We start from the raw sequence: 20,363 nt of genomic DNA, 5'->3' as shown, positions 1-20,363 counted from the left end.
TTGCGTAACGGGAACGATGCAGCTTGGTGACCTTTTTGTCGAGGAGCCAGTAGCGGAGTTGTCAGGATGTTGCGTTCTGTCGCCGCGCATGTCCCGTCCTGCCCGGGTTGCTACCCGCTGGCCGGCGTGCCGGCGGCGAAGTACAGGTGCAGCCCGCCGCGGGGGGTGCGGACGGTGAATGTGTTCGGCCAGGGGGCACCGTATGCCGCGCAGGTCGCGGCGAATCCGGCGATCCCGTCGGCCTCGCCGGGGTGGCGGTCGAGGTCGAGAACGACGATGTCGGAGGCGCGGCATCCGACCCCCAGGGTGCCGGCCGCCGCGAGCTGGGCGACGCGGCCCGGGTCTTTGGTGCAGTGACGCTGCCACCCGGGAGCTGGCCGGCGGCCGCCCGGCGGCAGCGGGAAGAGAGCCAGGCCCCGGGCGGCCGCAGTCAGGGCCGCGTCTACGCCGCTGGTTCGCACACGCACTCCCCGTACGGGTCGTCGGAGCCGCCGGCGCCGCACTCCGGGCAGCCGTCGTCAGTGCTGCAAAAGCAGGACTCGTCGGGTCCGGCACCGCATCCCAGGCAGCCACCGGCGTCCACGAACGCAAACGCGGTCATGGTGGGGTGTCGGGTTCCCTCGTAGATCCGCAGGGCGCCGCCGTCCTCAGGGCGTTCGCCCCATGGCAGACCAGGCAGCTCCACCGTGCTGTCGAACTGCTCGCCGCAGGTGTCGCACTGGTAGGTGTCCTCCCAGATGGTCTCGCAGAACAGCGAGCCCGGGTACCGGTCGACGTGGATCAACAGGCCAGGGCAGCCACCGGCCGCCTCTGCCCGCGGGGCACAGGCCGCGCCGTGCTGGCACGGACCCGAGCAGCGGCACGGCCGCGCCGCGGTGACCGGCCGCCACGCCGCCTCCGCACGGGCACGAAGCTCCGGCGCCGCGTCGCCAGGCAGTACCCGACAGCCCAACTCGTCGACCGTCACGTCGGACTCGTCGGGGTACGGGGCCAGCAGACGCGGGTCGGGAGCGGACACGCCCGCGGTGGCGCGCTGGTCAGCCAGTGCCCGGGCAGCGACCGAGTACGGCTCCCCGGTGACGGCCGCGCGGGCGCGGATCGCGGCTTTGCGGGCCTTGTCGCTGGTCATCATGTCTCCGCGGCGGGACGTCCCACGCTCATCCCGCTCGGGGTCGATGACGAGCGGTGGAGCACGCGAGTCGCGGACCCTTGTCCTCGTCGCCTCGCACGGCGCGGCGTGGGCGCGAGGCTGCGAGACTCGGAGCAGGCCGGCGTGACGGCCAGCTCTATTGTAGGCAACACCTACGACGCTTCCGCCTCCTTCCCGCCGGTAGGTGATTTAGGTGAGTTCGTCGAGGGGTCGGACCGGGCCAGTGACCTGGGCGCGGACCTGGCGGATCATCCGACCGAGCTCGTCGAGCAGACTTCGTTTCGTCGCCCCGGATGCGATCCCGGCGGCGACCGTCTCCGCCGCGTGATGGATGAGGTCGTCCCACCGGTCGGCGGAGATCAGATCCCGGCAGGTCGCGCACACCGCCCACGGTTGGTTCGCGGAGACCAGGAACGGGGGTATCCGGATCTCCCCGGCGACCGGCAGCAGCCCCACCGCGGGATCGGCGTTGCAGAAGTCGCATCGTTGCCGCGCCGACACGTCGATGTTGTCGACGGGCACGGGCATGTGGTCACCGTCCTCGACCTGGCCGGGCGCGTGTATCCAGATCTCCGCACTCAGTAGTTGGAACAGAACCAGCGGCCGGGAACAGACAAGGCAGAACTTGCGACGCATGACCGATCACCTGCTTAAGTCGTGGCGGATGAAGACGCCCGCCGCGGCAGCGCAGATGGCCGTGGAATCTGCTGATCCCTGCCGAGCGGGCGACGGTCAGACGCCGCGGGGGCCGCGGGCCGGCCAGCCCTTCAGCCCCTTGGGGTCGGCTGCCGTGGCACTTTCCTCGTCACCCGCCCGGCAGGGGCAGCATCCACGTCACCCATGTACGCGAAGAACACCGATCAGACAGATACACGACCGGCGCCGTGCCCTCGATCGCATGCCGCCCTACGCCCAGGCCGGCTGTCCCGCTCGTGCGACGGAGATCGAAGGCTCCCGGTCGACCTGTGAGCAGCTCCCTGGTTCAGGGTGCCGGTTTCGGGGAACGGCCAATGGGCGAGAAGCGAACGGACGTAGTGACGGCGGTGACGAGCGAGCGCGGCGTCGCCGCGCCATGCAGGACTCCGCGCATGCCGACCGCAGCGCAAGGCAGCCGCCATGCGGCCGGTGTTCGAAGTGGACACAGTCAAGATCGTCACCGACAGTCCGCGTATGTAAACAACGTTGACTATCTTTAAACGGACGGACCAGCGGGCGTCGGGCTCGAAGCCGATGAAGGTCGGTTCCGCTGGGCTTACCGCCGAGGAGTTCCTTCGAGGGTGAGGCGTACCGTCACCAGGTCCCCGTCAACGCCGACAACCTCACCCGGCCAGCAGGTGCCCTCATCATCGCCGGTGGTGAGACGTGTTCCGACGGACGGCGGCGGCCCGGTCCACCCGAAGTCCGCCCTGGCGATGGTCGTGGTCGTGGGGGCACCATCCTCGTCGAGTGTGATGTCGTTGAGGTCGACCCACAGGTAACTCACGCTGCTCCTTGTCGACGAACCCGACCCGCCTGGGACACAGCGCCGGTCGGTAAAATGCAGAGACGAGTGCCGGGCACACTCTCGGTTGTCGCCTGACGGTCTCGCAGGAAACCTGGGGTACGCACGCGGCGGGCGGCCGAAAGCACTGCCGGCTCACGGATATGCAGGAAGCGGGCAGACCCGCGGAACGGAACAGCGCTCCGGATTAAACGTATGTTCGTACGTATTCAGGTGGTGGGCGATGCCTGTGGGAGCGCACGGCGGGATGTCGTCACGAGCTCTCCGAGATCGCGGACGTCGGAGAGCTCGGACCACCGGCTGTCCATCTCCTTCCACATCGTCCCGGCCTGTTGGATCACGGTCCGGTTGGGGCGCCCCTGCAGGGTGAGCAGTGCCGTCCGTACCGCTTCCGCTGCCTGCTCCGGATCAGGGCTCTGTCTGCGCAGGTAGGCGCGGGCGAGGGAGTTGTACTTGCCGCTGACCTGAACGACATGGTCAGGTCCGTTGGCGAGCTCCAGCTCCAGGCCTTGGCGGGCATGCCGCTCGGCGGCTTCGCCGTCTCCGAGGTTGGCGAGGGTCACGGCGGCGAAGCCGCAGGCGAACGCCTCGTCTCCGGGGTTCGGGCCGGGCATCAGGCCGCCGGACCACACGTTGTCCTGCATGACATGGAGGGCGCGGCGTGCGTCGTGGGGTCGGCCGGCGAGCGCGGCGGCGCGGGCCTCACAGCCGGCGAGGATGGGCAGAGCAAACGGGTGTGCGCCGTCCTGCGCCCGGTGGGCGATGTCAGCGGCAGCAGTGTAGGCACCGGTGAAGTAGGCGACGCTGCTGCGTATCGCAGCCGCAGACCCGGAGAGCAGCGCATCGCCGCTCTCGGTGGCGTGTCTGCTGGCCAAGGCAAGAAACTCGCGGGCCGCGTCGTCCGCGCCGATGTCGAAGCCGAGCGTGCCCAGGTAGAACGCCGCCCATCCAGCGAGGTTGGTGAGTCGAGCGCGGACCGCCAAGGTCACCCTCGTGTCAAGGAGGGCCTCGATCTGTCTCCACTTGGGCTCGAGCCGGGCAATCAGAACGTGGTGGGGGGTGGTGCGGTAGATCTGCGCAACCTCGTGGATCTCTGCCTCGAACTTTTCCAGTGCGGCGGGTCGTGGGTCGGCGCCGGCGATGCGCTCGTACACGGAGGCGGCTGCCGCGGCTGAACCGAGCATCACGCCGCCGCGGAGTGCACTGCGCCGGTTCGTGTCCATCACCTCCCCGCTGCTAGCAACCACTGTCGCCCCACGATCGGCCGTAGGTCCAGTCGGAGCCTCGGATATGACGGGAACGCGCAGACCGATCTCGAGGGCGTGCTGTTCCACCGACGCGAGCCGCCAGAGATCGATCAACTCACCGTGGGCGTCGAGCTCCTTGTCTAGGCCCTCGACGGTTTCTTGTGTGGGTAGGGGAACGGGCTGCCCCGCCCTTTCCCCCCGCACCGCGGCACGAACCGTCGACCGGTCAACGTTCCGCCATGGCGTTCCCATCGCGCTGGCCAGGCCCGCGATGGTGGCCTGACGCTCGTCGTAGAGCTCCTGCACTCGCCTCAGGTAGCGACTTCGCGCGGGCTGCCGGTCGTCGGTCTGCACGAAATCCTCCTCCGTCCTGCCCCATGCACCTGGGTGGGACGGAACCCCACCCAGGTCTCTGCCCCCAGCACAGGGTGGGCGGGGACAGTCCGCACTCACCAGGGTGGGGATCATTCCCACCCTGGCGACGAGTCGCTGCGAAGTGTGTCATGACTGGTGCATGCAGTGACATGTCGGTTCAGAACATCGATTTGCGGGGCCGCACCCTCCCGTTCTCACACTGCGCTAACCGCGTGATCACGTGTGCTAACTGGTCGGTCTCCCCTCAGCGGCGCGGGGAGCCGATCGACGCAACAGGCGCAGGGAAGCCACCGGGCGGTACGCGGCCCGCAGCGTGGGGTCCGATCAGCAGGTACGAACGTGCGCTGTTCTCGAGGCCGAGGTGGGCAGCGGCGTGTGTATCACCGTGCCGGTGGTGCACCTGACCGCCGCCCGCCGAGAGCTTTTCCCGTAGGTACGCAGCACGCTCTGCGGCCCTCGGAGCGGCGCTGGGGGTTTCGGTCGGGAGCCTCCGTGTTCATGCAGGCCCTGGAGCTGGCCCTCGGGGCGTCCCTGGGAACAGCCCTGCGAGGTCCCGAGACTGTGGGCCCATCCCTCCACCCGATAAGTTCGAGAACGCTGACGGGGAGATGACCTTCATGACTGTCAACGATCCGATGAGCACCCGAGGCAGTCGGCTGGTGAACCAAAATCCATCAACAGTGAGTGGAAGAGTTCCTCGGCGTCGGCTGGGCCGGTGTGGCATCGAGGTGTCCGCGGTGGGTGTGGGGTGCTGGCCGATCGGCGGGCCGGATCACAATCTCGGCATGCCGATGGGCTGGTCGGAGGTGGACGAGACAACGGCCGTGGCGGGTCTGGAGCGTGCCGTCGAGCTCGGCGCCGATCTGTTCGACACGGCGGATGTGTATGGCCACGGGCGGTCGGAACGGCTTCTGGGTCGGGTGGTGGGCCAGGTCCACCGGGACACACTGGTACTCACGTCGAAGGTCGGCTACTTCGCCGGTACCGCACGGCATGGGTACGAGCCCCGGCACATGCGCCGCCAGCTGGAGCAGAGCCTGGACAACCTCAGCACCGATCACCTGGACATTTACTTCCTGCACCACGCCGACTTCGGCCCCGAAGACTGCTACCTGCACGGCGCGGTCGAGGCGATCCGCGGCTTCCAAACCGAAGGCCTGATCCGTGCCGTGGGAATGCGGGGGCCGCACCGTTTCGCCCTCGATCGGCTGCAGACCCCATCGGAACTGCGCGGCGACAAGATCGCACGGTTCCGTGCCCTGTTCGAGGTGGTCCAGCCCGAGGTACTCGCCGTGCGGGACAACCTGCTGACCCCCGGTCACCGGTCCGCGGGCATCTTTGCGTTGGCTGACGCCCACGACTGCGGGGTTCTGGTCAACAAGCCGCTTGCCCAGGGCCTGCTGACCGGCAGCTACACGCCTGACCGTCCACGGACGTTCGGACCCGGAGATCACCGCGGACGCAAACGATGGTTCGCCCCTGAGGCAACTGCAGTGATCGCCGAGGGCCTCGCCGGCGTGCGGGACCTCGTCGGACCCGAGCCTGCGGACCTGATCCGCATCGCCCTGTGGGCCTGCCTTTCGCGTTCCCCACATGCTGCTGTCCTGGCCGGCTTCACCCGCCCGGAGCAGGTCGGCATGAACCTCACCTGCCTCGGTGACCGACCCGAACCATCGACGCTCGACGCGGCCCGCTCGATCATGGCGCAGGTGCAGGCCCGCTTGGACGCTGGCGGACAGGTCTTCCTCGACGAACTCGCCGCCGGCCCGGGGACACCCCGGTGACGGCGACGCACCCGACGCGAAGCGGGCAGGTCCCGGACGGACAGCCCCCTGACGGGCGGGGGAGCTCCATCGGCGTGCTGACCTGGAACGTCCAGCGCGCCAGCCGGGTCAGAGGCGCACGGCAGGCCGCATGGCTGGCCAGCTGTCCGGACGCCGACGTCGTCACCGTGACCGAGGTCGCCAGCGGGCCCGCTGGCGACGAACTGGCCAAGGCCCTCGCTGGGTACGGCTATGCCACGCACCTCACCGACGCCGCGGGCAGCGACTACCGCGTCCTGATCGCCGCCCGCGTCGGCGACCTCGCGCCTGCCCTCGAGCTCCGTACCGACCATCTGCCCCACCGGCTCGCGGTCGCCACCGTCACGCTGCCCGGCCCGCGGTGCCTGGCAGTCGTCGGACTCTACGTGCCCTCGCGCGGCCCCCGAGAGCGGCGCAACGTCGCCAAACGCGCCTTCCAGGCCGCCGTCGCCGACCTCCTCCCGATCCTCCCGTCCACGTTCGGCCCCCACGTGCCGGTGGTCGTAGCCGGCGACCTCAACGTGGTCGAACCAGGCCATGTTCCCCATCACGGCGTGTTCGGCCGCTGGGAGTACGACTTCTACCGGGCCTTCGCCGCCAGCGGTTTCACCGACGCTTTCCGCCACCGCCGCCCCCAGGCGGTCGACCACTCGTGGTTCGGGCGCTCGGGAGCTGGCTACCGCTTCGACCACATCTTCTGCACCAGCCCGCACCGCGACACGCTCGGCGACTGCTACTACCTGCACCAGCCCCGCGTGTCCCGCCTTTCCGATCACGCCGCGCTCGTGGTCCGCCTCACCCCGCCGCCGATGCCGCCGGCTTCCATGACGCCTCAGCCTCTGCGCTAAGCCGCAGCCAGGCCGTTCCGCCCGCGTCGCACGCGCATTCCCGCACGCCCACCCACGAATACCCTCCGACGCATTTTGATCACCTTGCGTTGCATTGCGCCTTTTGGCGCCCTGGGAGGTGTCAACGTCCATGCCGACTCTCGCCCCGTTAACCACGCACAGCAGGCTGCTCGACGCGATGTCCCACGTTCTCGGCGACCAGGTTGACCCGCGGGCAGCCGACGACCTTCGCCGCATTCCCCTGACCGACCCGGTCGCGTTGAGCGCCGCGTTGACAGCTCTGCTCCCCGGCCCTTTCAGCCTCACGGGTCCCCTGGACCGTCGCCTGCTCCTCGCCGAGCGCGCGTCGGGACGTGGCTGGTGGACAGCAGCGGATCTGTCCGGCCATCCGCACGCGAGCAGGAGCTGGCCCGCATGGACCGCAGGACGGATCACGGTGGGGAACACCAGCGAGTGGCTCTCCACGGCGCATGTCACCCGCGAGGCCGTCGACCGCCTGCTGCGTCCCCGCGTCCTGCTCACCGCCTTGTATCACCCCGAGTGGTTCCCGTTGCCCCGCTTTCCCCTGGCGATCTCCGACCTGGCGCGGGCCGCCCGCTCCACCCTGCTCGGTCAGGTGCGCCTCATGGACATGCAGCTGGGCGTGACGATCGAGAACATCCTCACCGCGGTGGACACCTGGCAGCCGGACATCGTCGGTATCTCAGCCACCTTCGGTCAGCACGACCTGATGACCAGCCTGCTCGAGGAACTCCTGAGCCTGCCCGCACCGCCGCTTGTTCTGGCGGGCGGCAGCCTGACCGCCCGCAACGAACAGCTTCTGCTGGACCGCCATCCGCAGCTGCTCGTCGCCCGAGGCGCGGGAGAGCCGACCCTCGCCGACATCATGAGCTACGTCCACGAAGACCTCGATCTGTCCCAGGTACGTGGACTCGGATACGTCGGGGCGGCCCGCGGCGGTGGGCTGGCCATCGGGCGCGATCACCGGCGGACCGCCGCCGTGACCAACCGCGCCCAGTCAGACTTCCTGCCCGAGCTCGACCTGCTCGACGCCACGTTCGAGCACAAGGGTGTCGCGCAGCTGGAGGCATCCCGGGGCTGCACGAACTCCTGCTCCTTCTGCCCCCGCGGCCACAAGGGCTCCTGGGCCGGGTCGAGCGCGGATGCCCTCGGCTGGATCCTCAAGGAGATGGGCCGGGTCTTCGACCGGCACCCTGGTGTCTCCCGCACGCTGTACCTCGTCGACGAGGAAGTTATCGGCGCCGGGCCCGACGCGGTCCCACGGGTGTTGGACCTGGCAACGACCTTGCACGCGGCCGGCTTCCAGTGGGAATCCTCCTGCCGCGTCAACCAGGTCGTCGACCCCGAGCACGATCGGACATGGCACGTCGAACGGGCCCGCATGTGGCGCCAGCTCGTCGCTCATGGCCTGCGCCGCATGTTGTTCGGTGTCGAATCGGGGGTCGCGTCGGTTCTGGTCCGGTTTAACAAGGAGACCACCGCCACCCAGAACGCGCTGGCCATCCGCACGCTCTCGGCGCTCGGCGTCCCCACCCGCTTCATCTACATCACCTTCGACCCGCTGATGGACCTCGGCGAGCTACGCGCCACCCACGCGTTCCAGGCCCGCACCGACCTTCTTCTGCGCCCGCTGCCACACCTGAGCGTCGAGGACATCGTTGACGGCGTCCACGACGACCGGTTCGTCGCCCGACACAGCACCGGTCAGCCCCTCCACACCGCCATCTCCTACCTGCTCGTGTCGATGGAGTGCCTCCTCGGCGCCGCCTACACCCGCAGAGTGCAGGCCGCCGGCCTGGCCCGCGCCGTCCGCCCCTCCATGGGCCGCGTCGACGCGGAGTTCGCCGACTGGCGTATCGGTCGCTGCTCGCATCACGCCCAACTGTGGGTCGACCGCCATTTCGCCCTCGACTACACGCTGAAGAGCCTGGAGAAAATCCTCGACGAGACAGAGCGCCACCTGGTCCGCACCACCCGAGTGATCGTGAAGGGTGCCGCGTTCGCGCTGCTCACCGACATGCTCGACCTCCTCGCCCGGATGCCGTCACGGTCGCTGCCGAGCCGCGACGTCGAACACCTCGATCGCGCGCTGCGGACGGCGCTGGACCACCAGCACGCCCGTCTCACCGACGCGATGGCGAACACGATCAACACCCTGCTGACCCAGCTGCCGGCCGACGCCTCCGCGCTGCTGCACCGCGAACACCGCCGGTGGGAACAGGCACAGGACTGGCAGCTGATCAACGCGGCGGACCCGTGCGGCACCTGACCCCATCGGCTCCACACCGCGCAGACCGCAGCCGATCTGGCGACGGAAGGAGCACGATGATCGGCAGCTTCATCGCACTCGAAGGTCCCGACGGCGTCGGCAAGTCGACCCTCGCGGCCAGGCTGGGAACCGAGGACTACACCACCGCGGTGGCCGGCCTGAAAAATCCGGAGAGCACCCGCCGGCGGCTTGTCTTCGTCAGCCGCCGTCAGATCTCCGCCACCTCGGACTACTCCGCCACCCTGATGAAACAACTGGCCACCATGCTCTGGCACAGCGGGGACGCCCCTGACCTTCCCGACGGATTCTGGGTATCCCTGCAGGCGGCATGGTTCACCGCACACGCCACGACCGTTCTCGACCCGCTGCTGACTGCCGGGTACGACGTCATCGTCGACGGATGGGTATACAAATTCTTCTCCAAACTGCTGCTACAGGGATACACCGAACCCGAACTCGCGGCAATGTTCGGCCGAGTGCGGATGCCGGACGCCGTGGTGCTGCTCACCGCTGACGTCGGAGCCCTCTACGACCGCCGCCACGCCGAGTTCCGACTCGCCGAGCTCGGCATGCACGCCGGCTACCCCGCCCTGGGACGGGCCACGTTCGTCGACTACCAGCAACGCGGCCTCGGCCGCCTCCTGAGCTTGGCCAGGAAGAACAGCTGGTCCACGGTCCCCCTCGAGGCCGGCGCGCCCGTCGAGGACTGCCTGTCTCTTCTTCGGCCCCTCGTCGCCGGCCTTCGCGCGGAGGCGACCCGGCGGCCCACCGACCCTGCCTAGCCTGGAGGTTCCCGTCCGATGGCAGCCCGCATCGTCCACAGCGGACCCCGAACATTCGACATCCCCGGCCCGCACTACCAGTGGCCGATCATCGATGACAGTCTCAAGGAAGCGATCGTCGCACAAACCGAAAGGTCCCTGTCTGACCGCGACTCCACCGGCATCGTCGGCGAATTCGAAAGGGAATTTGCCGCATTCGTCGACGCGCCCCACGCGATCTCCTTCTCCTCCGGCACCTCCGCGATCCATGCGATGAGCCGCATCGCAGGACTGGGACCTGGGGACGCTGTCCTCGCGCCGGCCTACACATTCCTCGCCACCGCGTCACCGTTCGCCTTCGAGGGTGTCGAGGTGGTCTTCGTCGACGCCGACGAGTACGGCAACGTGACCGCCGAAACGCTCGCGGACCAGCTGAAACCGAACATACGCGCGGTTATCGTCACGCACCTGTGGGGCAACCCCTGTGACATGCCGGCGATCGCCGAGTTCTGCCGCGAACACGGGCTACTCCTCCTGGAAGACTGCTCCCACGCCCACTTCGCCTCCCGCGCGGACCAGCACGTCGGCAGCCTGGCCGACCTCGCCGTCTACTCGACGAACCAGAAGGCGATCACGACCGGTGAGGGCGGCATCCTCACGATGTCGCAGCAGCGGTACCGGGATCTGGCGCTGCTGTTCGGCCACTACAACAAGCGCTGCCAGACCGAAATCGACCCGGCGGCCGACTACGCCCCGTTCGCGTTCACCGGGATGGGTCTCAAACACCGCCTCCACCCCGTGGCGGCCGCCATCGGTGTGCACCAGCTCGCCCGCGCCGCCGACATCGAGCGCCGCCGTCGTGGCGTGCTCGACCGGTTCGTCACCGGGCTGGCGGGCAATCCCGTGATCAGCCCCGTGGTGGTGCCCCCGGAGCAGGGCCAGCACGGGCTGTACGTCACCGGGCTGAGGTATCACCCGGACAACTCGACAGTGTCCCTCGGCGAGTTCGTCTCGTGGTGCCACGCCGAGGGGGCGACCGAGGTCGACGTCCCCGGCTCCACCCGTGACATCAGCCAGGAACCACTGTTCACCCGCCGCGACCCGCACGCCCCGTACCGGGTCACACCATCGCCGGCCCCGTCGGGGAGGCCGCCGCGGCTGAGTCGCTTCGCTGGCGTCCAGCGCTTCCAAGACACTTTCATCAAGATCCCCCTGTGGGGCTACGACGGCGACGATCCCATGGTCGAGGGCTACCTCGCCGCACTGACCGCAGTCAGCACGGCCGTCGCCGCGTAACACCATGGCCACCACAACCCCCGGCGGCAAGGCCCCCATCCGCTACCCCGTCCTGCACGACCTCGACGCAGACTTCACCCTCTCGGAGATCATTTCCGCTGTCGGAGAGCCGGACGTGCCCGGCCGGCCTCGCGTGTCCCTCGGCCTGGCCGCCGCCGCGCGGTGGGCCCGGTTGTGGCGTCTTCGCCAGGCCGACGCCGAGGCCTGCGCCACGGTCCTGGCCGCCGCCGCAGCCGCGGAGCCGGCTCGAGTAGACGAGTACGACGTCGGTGATGACGTCGCCGTCCTGCACGCCTTCGAGGTGGCGCCCCTGTGGCGACCCCCGGTCGCCACTGCCGTCGGCGCTCTCACCCCGTCCGTCGCCGAGGCGTGGCTGGCCCTGGCCCGCCACTGGATCGGCCTGTCCACGGCGACAGGCGACCTTCGGTTCTTCAACGCATCGTGCAAGCTGCTGGGCGCTGTCTGGACCCAGACCCGACCACGACACCGCGCACCGGGGCACCCGGACCCGGACAGCTGGAGTGCACTCACCCAGCCCCTGGCGGCCACAGCCCAGCTTGCCAGCGTCATGACCGACGACCTCACGGTCCATCTGGCCAGCAGGCTGATCGTGGCTGCCCCATCGCCGGCGCTGGCGGAGCCTGACCTGGTCGGGGCACCCGCACCGGGCCGCTGCGCTGCCCCACCCACCATCGCTGTGCTGGCCGCGGCGGGATCCAGCACAGCACGTCGCTTCCTCGCCGCAGCCACGGCCGTAGGGCTGCCGATCACGGTCGCCTGCTGGTATGGCGAGGACACCAGCCAGTCCGCCGACCTCACCCACTCCGGATACGCCACCGCCTGGTACCCGTCCACCGAGACGCCCACGATGACCGGTCCCACACCCGCCGCCAAGCCCAGCGACCCGCCCTCCGACGCCGCGGCCCACCTCGTCACACCGAGCTGGGACGCGGTCGCGGCAGCGCTACGGCGGCACCACCCCGACCTGGTGGTCCTCCTCGGCATGCCGATCCTGCCGACGTTCATCCTCGACCTGGCCCGCCTCGGTGTGATCAACGCCCACAACGGTGCGCTGCCGCACTACCGGGGTATGGACGCCGTCGGCTGGACGGTCATCAACAACGACCCCGTCGTCTGCACGCTTCACCTGGCCCGGCCCGCGGTCGACCAAGGCGAGGTCCTCGCCACCATCCCCCTGCCGCTCGCCCCCACCCGCACGCTGCACGCCCGCGTCAAGGACGCCCAGCTGCGGCTGTTGCTGGCCGCATCCCAGTTCGTCGCCGCCACCGGGCAGCTCCCCGCATGCACCCCGCAACACCCAGGACGACAGTTCTACCGGCTCCATCCGCACCTCAAGCGTGTCCTCGACGCCTGGGCCAACAGCCTCCACCCGACCGAAAAAGGATGATCTCCGTCATGGCCAGTGCCTCGCACCCGGCCCTCCTGGGCCTCGGACGCATCGACTGGGACGACACCGGATCTCTTCTTCACCATGCGCGACCCCTCTTCGACGCGCTCACCGACCAGTCCGGTCTGCTTCCCGCCCTGCTGGACACCCTCGCCGCCGACCCGCACCTGCAGCCGATGTGCGAGCACTACGACTTCATGGACAAACTCGTTCTCCACGACGATCGCGAATCACAGTCTCGCCTCCGGCTTCACCTGTATCGGCCCGGCTATTTTGATCGCCCGCACAATCATCGCTGGTCGTTCGCGAGCCACATCCTGCGCGGCAGCTACACGCATCGCATCTTCGGCCGTGATGACCAGTTCGGCGAGGACACCGACCCTGATACCCTGCAACCGATACACGAGCGGGTCGAACGCGCCGGCAGCAGCTATGCTCTCCACCACACCAGCGTCCATTCCGTACACGCCGAGGCCGACAGCATCTCCCTTCTCCTACGAGGCCCCGCGGCCAAGGACCGGTTCCTCATCCTCGACCGTTCCGGCCCGTCGTTCTGGGCCTACGGCGCCGCCCACGAATCACCCCAGACACGGGCCAGCAAACAGATGAGCCGCGGACAGGTCGAAGAGGCGATCGCCCGGATCCGATCCCTGATCGCCACCGCGCACCCTGCGCCGTCGGAGGTGTGAATGGACACCAACGCCGACCAGGGAATGCTGTTCGCCGATCTCGGAGACACCGTCGAGAACCATGCCCCCGCCGAGGACCTGCGGTTGTGCTCTCTCAACGTCAACAGTCCCAGCCTGGCCCGCGCACAGCGACTGGTCGACTGGCTTCTCAGCAGCGACCGCAATGTCCTCGTGCTCACCGAGATGCAAGCCAACTCTGGTCGGCTCATCCGCAGCATCCTGGAAGCGCACGGATACCGAACCAGCTGCACCCCGGGGTGGCACGAGAGCCGCTTTCACACCCTCATCGCAGCCCGAGGATTCGAGGTCGCGAACGTCGAGCCCGGCCCCCTCGACCCGCGGGTGGTCGCCGTTGACCTGACATCGACCGCCAGCACCCTCCGACTGATCGGCGTCTACGGACCCACCAACGGCATGACCACCGACAGCAGCCACCACCGTCGTACCTTCCAGCAGCAGCTCCTCGTGTACCTGACCAGCATCCGCCGCCCCGGCCTGTGCGTCGTCGGGGACCTCAACGTCATCGAACCCGACCACCGGCCACCGCTCCCGGCGTTCGAGGAACACGACTACGCCTTCTACCGAGGCCTGATCGACCTCGGACTACACGACGCCTACCGCGCCTGCCATCCTCACGGCAACGAACACAGCTGGTTCAGTAGCGTCTACGGCAGCCAACGCCTCGATCACGCCTTGATCAGCCCAACGATCACATTACGAAAATGCGTCTACGACCATTCAACTCGCCATCAAGGACTGTCTGACCATGCTGCCATCAATCTCGTGACCGAGCTCACCGAGAATGACGTTTAGCGCGAAGAGACACCGGTGGCGACTAGGGCCGTTCTCAACTTGTCGACGAACCGGTGCATCTGCGGATCGAAGGTGCTCGCGGCCCAGTCGATAGGTTCATCCAATCCAAACCAGCTTATACCTCGAAACTCGCGGGGATCTGGCACAATAGCCTGTCCACGATCCGCAGCAAGAACAAACCACAGGGTGACATCCGTGTGACTGTCCGCTCCACGGGTCTGCGTGACAGTCAGGAAGAAAGGATTCCCGCCGCCCAGTTCCTCGTGGAACCGCGCCGCGATCCCCAGCTCCTCCTCCGCCTCTCGAATGACGGTCGTCGCCGGGTTCTCGCCATCGTCGACGTGACCACCCGGCAGAAGCCAGCACCCGGCCTTGACATGGTCAACCAGAACTATTTGCCGATGATTGTCATCCAGCAACGCGAAGTACACCGCGAGATGGCGAGGAGGGGTGGCGGGAGACTGAACCCGGAACAGAGGCGCTCCTGATGCCACCCAGCCAAGGATCTCCCGCTGGTCACCTGTCTCCTGATTATCGTGCGGCGAAACCCGTCCCACAAGATCCGCAACCACAGATCGGGGCTCGTCATCGAGCAGCGGCACCAATACCTCCCACAGGCACGCTTGGCAGCATGTCAGGCGGACACGCGAGCTGCCGACGCCCTTGGACATACGGCCACGCGCATGGTCAAAACCTCCGCGACGCTACCGCGCGCTCCCTACAGGACTGCGGAGGTGGCGCCTCGAGAGGGCCATGTCGTGATCGGCTCCTGCTCCGCAGCTCCGCCGAGGCACCAGCCGCACGTGCCTTCCTGCGCGGGCACGGTGGCAGAGCAGTCGTCGCCCGACGGCCTCAAAGTGGCCACGTCCCTTGACCAGAGAGAGGACCCCGGTCCTGACGATGCCGGCGCCTGGTGGGTCGGCGTTCTGATCGCCGCGGGCGTGGAGACGAAGCTGTCTCCACCACGCGGCCTACTCGGCCTCTCGCAGGTGGGCAGCCCATTCGTCGCGGGTGATGGCGTAGACGTTGTTCGCCTTCCACGGGCCCACGTCGGCGACCTCCCGGAAGGTCATCCCGAGCTTACGGGCGATCGCGTTCATGCCCGCGTTCTGCGGCGGCTTGACGGGAGCAGGCGGTCTGCGCGGCAGTGACCGGGTAGACCAGCAACAGCTGGCGAAGACCGCCGCGCCGGACCCGCTCCCGGAATACCTGATCATGCGGTGCGTACCCGCAGACGCACTTGACGCTTCAGGGTCCGGCGTTCGTCCTCGCTCAACCCGCCCCACACACCGGAGTCCTGCCCGGTGTCCAGCGCCCAGTTCAGGCAGTCGCTCGTGACCGCGCACCGCCTGCAGATCGCCTTGGCCTCCTCGACCTGGCGCTCGGCCGGGCCGGTCGTGCCGATCGGGAAGAAGAGCTCGGGGTCCTCATCACGGCAGAGGCTTCGGTGCCGCCAGTCCATCAGCAGTCTCCACTTCGGGATCGCGGGCCGGATCCTGCAGTCGGATCCGCGCCGATATCCCCAGGATCCACACCAAAACAAGATCATGCAATACCATAATAGAATTCCATGAAGATTTTTTCGTGAGACTGCCTGGCAGCACGACCTGTCTCGGCTGCTTGCTGCACATGCATGGCCCGTCGAACCGCGGCCGCGGCGGTGGCAGACTGCCCCTCGTGGACCGGACAGAGCGAGACGACACCAGTCCCACCGTGCGTCGTCGACGGCTCGGCGCCGAACTTCGCCGACTGCGAGAAACCGCCGGTGTCACCGCCGATCAGGCGAGAATCCACCTCGACTGCGCCGCATCGAAGATCTCAAGAATTGAGCTCGGGCGAAGCCCCACCACCGCCCGCGACGTCGCAGACCTGTTGGAGCTCTACCAGGTCACCGACTCCGACACGGTCACAGCGCTCACCGCCCTGGCACGGCAGTCCAACGAGCGCGGATGGTGGCAGTCCTACGGAGACCTGCTCCCCGGCTGGTTCGACGGCTACATCGGCCTGGAAACCGAAGCCAGCGCGATCACCACCTACGAGACCCAGCTCGTTCCGGGCCTGCTGCAGACTCCTGGCTACGCCGCGGCGGTCCTCGCCGCCGGGGTCCCCCGACGCTCGGAGAGCGACATCGCCCGCCAGGTGGAGCTACGCACCCAGCGGCAGCGGCTGCTCACCCGTGACCGGCCTCCCGCCGTGTGGGCCATCCTCGACGAAGCTGTCCTACGTCGGCCCGTCGGCGGCGTAGAGGTGCTGCACGCGCAGCTTCTCCACCTGCTCGACCAGGCCCAGATGCCCGCGCTCACCCTGCAGGTCCTGCCCTTCGACGCCGGCGCGCACCCCGCCCTCGGCACCGGGTTCTCCGTCCTGCGATTCGACGCCGGAGCCGGCGATGAGGACGTCGTCTACATCGAGGCCCTCGACAGCGCGATCTACGTCGAGCGGGCCGCCGACGTACGCCGCTACATCGCCCGCCTGGACCACATCCGAGCCATCGCCCTCCCACCGCAGCAGTCCCTAGAAATGATCAAGAAGGTAGCCGATGACATCACCTGAACCAGACCCCACCTGGATCAAGAGCAGCTACTCGAACTCCTCCGGAGGCAACTGCGTCGAGGTCCGCCTCGGCACGACGGTCTCGGTCCGCGACTCGAAGGACCCCGAAGGGCCTGTCCTCACGTTCACGCCACGGGAATGGGAAGTGTTCCTCTGGGGCGTCACGGAGGGCGAGTTCGACCTGCCGGCAAGATCTTGATGGTGCCGACAGGACCGGAGAGGTGAAGCCCGAAGATCGGCGTCATCTCCTCCCAGCCGTGCCGTGTCGAGGATCCGGCGGACGAGTTCGTTCCGCACTGCCTGATCCACCAAGACTGGTGATGGTGCTCGTCGGCGCGCCATGGCCACGCGGCCAGATGATCGCGTTGTGCAGCTGGTCGGCGGTCAGCTCGAGTCGAACAGTGGCCGCCCGTCTGCCGCCTTGCTTGGACGCCGATCGGTTTGCCGCAGCCAATGATCCTGATGGGTGGTCTTCCCGGCTCCGGGAAGACCACCCGAGCCAGGCAGTTCGCCGCGGCGCACCGGGCGCTGCGGCTGATTCCGGATCACTGGATGATCCCGCTGTTCGGCGAACCGATGGCCGACGGTAAGCGTTTCGTGCTCGAGGGGCGGCTTGTCTCGATCGCCCTGCAGGCGCTGCGGCTGGGGACCAGCGTCGTGCTCGACTACGGGCTGTGGGGCCGCGACGAACGCTCGGCGCTGCGCTGGCTGGCACGGTCGGCCGGGGCCGCCAGCCAGGTGGTCTACCTTCCCGTGGACACCGACACCCAGCTCGCCCGGATCGCCCACCGCCAGGTCACGGCACCGCACCAGACGTTCCCGATGAGCGCCGCCGACGTGGACCGCTGGCGCGAACAGTTCCAGGTACCGGACGCCGCCGAGCTCGACGGCGGGCAGATCCCCGGCCCACCGCCCGGCTGGCCGGACTGGGCGCAGTGGGCGGCCGAGCACTGGCCCACCTGCACCGATAGCTAACGGCCGTCACCGACCAGTGAGGCCAGGTATTCAATCCTGCGCGGTTCTTCCTCGCCCCCGGATCGCCGGCCCGCTGTCCTGCGGTCTTCGGCCGCGCGTCAGGCCGAGGGCCCAGGCGGCGCCCGACAACGCCTCGTCGACAAAAGCAAGAGGCCGGCCACCGCATCGGCCGCTAACCTGCGCTCCGTGACGATCAACGATCCCAAAGACGTCGTCCGTCGCGGCTACGACCCCGTCTCCCGCCACTACCGCGGCGACGACGCGCAGGAAGGCCAGTACGGACCGTGGATCACACGGCTCCAGCAGCGCGTCCGTTCCGCTGCCACCATCCTGGACCTCGGCTGTGGTTGCGGAGTCCCCGTCGCTCACGCCCTGGACAAGGCGGGACACGCCGTCACCGGCGTGGACCTCAGCGAGGTGCAGCTTCACAGAGCCCGTGCACTCGTTTCCCACGCGACCTTCATCCACGCCGACGCCACCGTGGTGGACTTCCCGCCCGCGTCCTTCGACGCCATCGTCTGTCTCTACGCACTGATCCACATGCCGCTCACCGAACAGCCGGGGCTGCTCACCCGGATCGCCACCTGGCTGCGACCCGGAGGATGGCTGCTCGCGACGACAGGGCAGCAAACATGGACCGGCACCGACGAGGACTGGCTCGGAAGCGGCACCCCCATGTGGTGGAGCCACACCGACGCCACCACCTACCGATCATGGATCGCGCAGGCCGGACTCACCGTCGAGACCGAGACCTTCGTCCCCGAGGGCACGAGCGGCCACGCCCTGTTCTGGGCGCATCGCCCCTGACCCCCGCGCGCCAGCCCACTGGCGTGGAGGAATCGACGAGCGGGGCTCGCATCGCGCGGGTCACCGTGTCTTGTAGTCGAGCAGGAACGAGAGCGCCGCAGGTCGAGGCCGGTTTTCGCTGCTGTCCGCCGACTCGCTACCGTTCCCTCCGAGTCCGTAACTCCAGAGGTCCCGTAGTTCCGGACTCCCGAAGGCAGGAACTTCCGAACTTCGGAACTTCATAGGAGGCGGCATGCGGATCACGATTGCCAACCACAAGGGCGGCGCGGGGAAGACGACAGCGACGGTGAACCTCGCCGCGGCGCTGGCGGAACTGGACAAGCGAGTGCTGGTCGTCGACATGGACCCGCAGGCGAACGCCTCCCGGCGCCTCGCCCGCCCCTTCGACCGCGACGCGCCTCAGCTCACCGCGAGTGAGGTTGTCCGGTCAGGCGAGGAAGGAGTAGCCGCCCAGGCGATAGCGCCGTCTGGCTGGCCCTCCCCTTACACCGAGCTGGTGTCGGTCCTCCCGGCCCGGTTCGACCTGGACAACCGGGTGAGCGAGGCGGGCACGGTCGGTGCCGTTGGTCGGCTGCGGCGCGCCCTGCAGGGCGTGGACGACGAGTACGACTACACCTTGATCGACGCCCAGCCCTCCCTGGGGCATCTGACCCAGATGGCGTTCGCCGCCTCGCAGAGGGTTCTGGTCGTCGTCGAACCGGAATACGACTCGGTCGAAGGCGCGCTGCGGGTCCGCGACTTCGTGAAGGGCTATGCCCAGGACCTGGGTCAGCCGGACCTTCGGGTCCTCGCCTATCTCGTCAACCGAGCCCGCCGAGTCGGCGAGCACGCCTTCCAGCTCGAAGGGCTCGCCGACCGGCTGGAGGGTGACGTGTGGACGCCGCACATCCCGGAGTGGACGGCGGCGAAGGACGCGGCCTCCTCGGCGCTGCCGTTGCAGATCTGCGGGTCGGCACGGGGACCGGAGATGGCGACGCTGTGGACGGAGCTGGCGAAGCAGATCATCGTCGAGGGGGCAGCGTGAGCCCGGTGCAGCGTCAACGTCCTGGCGGCCCGTCGCCGTTGAACGTGACGGTGGAAAGGCCGCACGTGGGTGTGAGCACCCCTCCCCCGCCGCAGCCGGTCGAACCTCCGAACTCCGGCAGTTCCGAGATCCCAGACTCCGGCAGCCCGGAAGTCACGGAGTCCCGTAGTTCGGGAGACCGTGACTCCGGTGCCGCGGAGGTTCCGAACTCCCCCACTTCGGTGCTTGGGGGCTCCGGTACTCCAGTCATCACGGAGTCACGGACTTCCGAGGTCCCGGACTCCGGTGCTCCGGTAGCCCGGCAGTCCGGTACTCCCTCACTCCGGCACTCACCTACCAAGGAAGTTCCAGAGTCCGGTTCTCCGGCAGTGCCGGACTCCCGTACTTCGGTGATCCCGCAGTCCCGTACCCCGGAAGTACCAGAGTCCGGTAGTCCGGTAGTCCGGAACCACGGCAGTCCCGCAGTCCGGCAGTCCCGCACTACGGGACTGCCGGCATCCGTAACTCCGGAAGCCCCGGAGTCCGACAGTTCGGTAGTCCCGAAGCTCGGAACATCCGCAGCACGGGACTCGGGGACTCCGGAAGATCCGGAGTTCGGCACTACGGGACTGTCGGAGTCCCCAGGTCCGGAGGTTCCGAGTTCCCGTAGTGCGGTGGTCCCGGACTCCAAGACTGCCGAACTTACGGTGTCCGGTTCTCCGGCAGTCCGGGACTCCGCAAGTTCGGAAGAGCCAGACTTCGGGAGTTCCAGAGTTCGCACCCCCAGGGGAGCGGACCGCCGTACGCAGGCTCGCTACCTGTTGTTCGAGCGGGTTGAGACTCGG

20 protein-coding genes and 1 pseudogene are annotated in these 20,363 nt (G+C 68.3%); 13 read left to right on the top strand and 8 right to left on the bottom strand.

What is annotated here, in order from left to right:
* Positions 1-110: 110 nt before the first annotated feature.
* The 5 genes from B056_RS0121030 to B056_RS0121010 all read right to left on the bottom strand — a co-directional run bounded on the left by B056_RS0121030 (position 111) and on the right by B056_RS0121010 (position 4,252).
* Entirely contained in the window at positions 111-461 is a 351-nt protein-coding gene (locus B056_RS0121030) for a bifunctional DNA primase/polymerase (RefSeq protein ID WP_018503837.1), read from the bottom strand.
* The gene (locus B056_RS39600) at positions 443-1,132 is read right to left on the bottom strand and encodes a hypothetical protein (protein WP_018503836.1); all 690 of its coding nucleotides are present in this window, start codon (positions 1,130-1,132) and stop codon (positions 443-445) included. The genes B056_RS0121030 and B056_RS39600 overlap by 19 nt, the downstream gene beginning before the upstream one ends.
* A 207-nt stretch (positions 1,133-1,339) precedes the next feature.
* Positions 1,340-1,786 (bottom strand): hypothetical protein, encoded by a 447-nt coding sequence (locus B056_RS0121020; protein WP_018503835.1) that lies wholly within the window; start codon positions 1,784-1,786, stop codon positions 1,340-1,342.
* Between the two features lie 616 nt (positions 1,787-2,402).
* A complete protein-coding gene (locus B056_RS0121015; RefSeq protein WP_018503834.1) occupies positions 2,403-2,633 on the bottom strand; it encodes a hypothetical protein in 231 nt (76 codons plus the stop codon).
* A 227-nt stretch (positions 2,634-2,860) separates the two neighbouring features.
* The gene (locus B056_RS0121010) at positions 2,861-4,252 is read right to left on the bottom strand and encodes an XRE family transcriptional regulator (protein WP_154677155.1); all 1,392 of its coding nucleotides are present in this window, start codon (positions 4,250-4,252) and stop codon (positions 2,861-2,863) included.
* An 806-nt stretch (positions 4,253-5,058) separates the two neighbouring features.
* Between B056_RS0121010 and B056_RS0121005 the strand changes: the two genes are divergently transcribed.
* The 8 genes from B056_RS0121005 to B056_RS0120970 all read left to right on the top strand — a co-directional run bounded on the left by B056_RS0121005 (position 5,059) and on the right by B056_RS0120970 (position 14,180).
* Positions 5,059-6,057 (top strand): aldo/keto reductase, encoded by a 999-nt coding sequence (locus B056_RS0121005; RefSeq protein ID WP_020572621.1) that lies wholly within the window; start codon positions 5,059-5,061, stop codon positions 6,055-6,057.
* Between the two features lie 74 nt (positions 6,058-6,131).
* Complete coding sequence (locus tag B056_RS37420) at positions 6,132-6,923, top strand: endonuclease/exonuclease/phosphatase family protein (RefSeq protein WP_018503831.1); 792 nt, start codon at positions 6,132-6,134, stop codon at positions 6,921-6,923.
* A gap of 436 nt (positions 6,924-7,359) precedes the next feature.
* Positions 7,360-9,213: a B12-binding domain-containing radical SAM protein gene (locus B056_RS0120995; protein WP_018503830.1), complete on the top strand. Its 1,854-nt coding sequence runs from the start codon at positions 7,360-7,362 to the stop codon at positions 9,211-9,213.
* A 56-nt stretch (positions 9,214-9,269) separates the two neighbouring features.
* Positions 9,270-9,995 carry a nucleoside/nucleotide kinase family protein gene (locus B056_RS0120990; RefSeq protein ID WP_018503829.1) on the top strand — a complete coding sequence of 242 codons (726 nt, stop codon included), beginning with the start codon at positions 9,270-9,272 and terminating at the stop codon, positions 9,993-9,995.
* Between the two features lie 18 nt (positions 9,996-10,013).
* On the top strand, positions 10,014-11,270 hold the full coding sequence (locus tag B056_RS39595) for a DegT/DnrJ/EryC1/StrS family aminotransferase (RefSeq protein WP_018503828.1): 1,257 nt from the start codon (positions 10,014-10,016) through the stop codon (positions 11,268-11,270).
* Between the two features lie 4 nt (positions 11,271-11,274).
* Positions 11,275-12,678, top strand: a complete 1,404-nt coding sequence (locus tag B056_RS0120980; RefSeq protein ID WP_018503827.1) for a formyltransferase family protein — start codon at positions 11,275-11,277, stop codon at positions 12,676-12,678.
* A complete protein-coding gene (locus tag B056_RS37410; RefSeq protein ID WP_018503826.1) occupies positions 12,675-13,367 on the top strand; it encodes a hypothetical protein in 693 nt (230 codons plus the stop codon). The genes B056_RS0120980 and B056_RS37410 overlap by 4 nt, the downstream gene beginning before the upstream one ends.
* The gene (locus B056_RS0120970) at positions 13,368-14,180 is read left to right on the top strand and encodes an endonuclease/exonuclease/phosphatase family protein (protein ID WP_018503825.1); all 813 of its coding nucleotides are present in this window, start codon (positions 13,368-13,370) and stop codon (positions 14,178-14,180) included.
* On the opposite strand, the gene B056_RS40865 is transcribed toward B056_RS0120970, so the two are convergent.
* The 3 genes and pseudogenes from B056_RS40865 to B056_RS0120955 form a co-directional block, all read right to left on the bottom strand.
* Positions 14,177-14,782: an NUDIX domain-containing protein gene (locus tag B056_RS40865; RefSeq protein ID WP_026239949.1), complete on the bottom strand. Its 606-nt coding sequence runs from the start codon at positions 14,780-14,782 to the stop codon at positions 14,177-14,179. The genes B056_RS0120970 and B056_RS40865 overlap by 4 nt on opposite strands.
* Positions 14,783-15,151: 369 nt before the next feature.
* Positions 15,152-15,292 (bottom strand): annotated as a pseudogene (locus B056_RS45425) (GNAT family N-acetyltransferase); the annotation flags it as partial.
* Positions 15,293-15,393: 101 nt separating this feature from the next.
* Positions 15,394-15,642 (bottom strand): WhiB family transcriptional regulator, encoded by a 249-nt coding sequence (locus tag B056_RS0120955; protein WP_018503822.1) that lies wholly within the window; start codon positions 15,640-15,642, stop codon positions 15,394-15,396.
* Between the two features lie 215 nt (positions 15,643-15,857).
* On the opposite strand from B056_RS0120955, the gene B056_RS0120950 reads away from it, so the two are divergent.
* The 5 genes from B056_RS0120950 to B056_RS0120935 all read left to right on the top strand — a co-directional run bounded on the left by B056_RS0120950 (position 15,858) and on the right by B056_RS0120935 (position 19,539).
* Positions 15,858-16,733: a helix-turn-helix domain-containing protein gene (locus B056_RS0120950; protein ID WP_230203099.1), complete on the top strand. Its 876-nt coding sequence runs from the start codon at positions 15,858-15,860 to the stop codon at positions 16,731-16,733.
* Positions 16,720-16,932 (top strand): DUF397 domain-containing protein, encoded by a 213-nt coding sequence (locus B056_RS40855; protein ID WP_076784742.1) that lies wholly within the window; start codon positions 16,720-16,722, stop codon positions 16,930-16,932. The genes B056_RS0120950 and B056_RS40855 overlap by 14 nt, the downstream gene beginning before the upstream one ends.
* Before the next feature lie 254 nt (positions 16,933-17,186).
* On the top strand, positions 17,187-17,708 hold the full coding sequence (locus B056_RS0120945; RefSeq protein WP_018503820.1) for an AAA family ATPase: 522 nt from the start codon (positions 17,187-17,189) through the stop codon (positions 17,706-17,708).
* Positions 17,709-17,894: 186 nt separating this feature from the next.
* Positions 17,895-18,515: a class I SAM-dependent methyltransferase gene (locus B056_RS0120940; protein ID WP_018503819.1), complete on the top strand. Its 621-nt coding sequence runs from the start codon at positions 17,895-17,897 to the stop codon at positions 18,513-18,515.
* 232 nt (positions 18,516-18,747) lie between these two features.
* A complete protein-coding gene (locus B056_RS0120935; RefSeq protein ID WP_018503818.1) occupies positions 18,748-19,539 on the top strand; it encodes a ParA family protein in 792 nt (263 codons plus the stop codon).
* The last annotated feature ends 824 nt before the right edge of the window (positions 19,540-20,363 follow it).

The sequence above is a fragment of the Parafrankia discariae genome (genome assembly GCF_000373365.1).
GTDB classification, from domain to species: Bacteria; Actinomycetota; Actinomycetes; order Frankiales; family Frankiaceae; genus Parafrankia; species Parafrankia discariae.
The sequence above is the reverse complement of the archived record's forward strand: the minus strand, read 5'-3'. Positions and strand labels throughout refer to the sequence as shown.